At 40.7% G+C, this 405-nt stretch carries 1 protein-coding gene; it reads left to right on the forward strand.

Annotation, left to right across the window (positions count from 1 at the left end; all coding sequences use genetic code 11):
* Positions 1–333 (forward strand): lysozyme (locus tag E0D86_RS21280; RefSeq protein WP_131651991.1); only part of this gene is annotated, 333 nt, incomplete at its 5' end.
* Between the last annotated feature and the right edge of the window lie 72 nt (positions 334–405).

Genomic DNA, 405 nt, shown 5'->3' on the forward strand with positions numbered 1-405 from the left:
GCGGGCAAAGTCATCACCAAGGCGCAGGCCGATGCGTTTCTACAGTTAGACATTTCAAAAGCTGACGCAGCAATTCAGCGATTGGTTAAAGTGCCAATTAATCAAAACGAGCGCGATGCTCTAGCTAGTTTTATTTTTAACTTGGGCGCAGGTGCGTTTGAAAGCAGCACGTTATTAAAAAAGATTAATGAAGGTGACAAGCAAAGCGCAGCTAATGAGTTTTTGAAGTGGGATAAGTTTCGTAATCCTGTTACTAAAAAACTTGAAACACTCACAGGATTAACCAAGCGGCGCGTTGCTGAGAAATCATTGTTTGAGAGTAATGCATTATGAAATGGTTTAACAAGTTACCTCCTGAAATCAGACATCTTCTATCAAGCATCTTAACTGCATTAATCATGGGTG

Origin of the sequence: Pseudomonas sp. IC_126 (genome assembly GCF_004331835.1) — a bacterium.
In the GTDB taxonomy this organism is placed as follows: Bacteria; Pseudomonadota; Gammaproteobacteria; order Pseudomonadales; family Pseudomonadaceae; genus Stutzerimonas.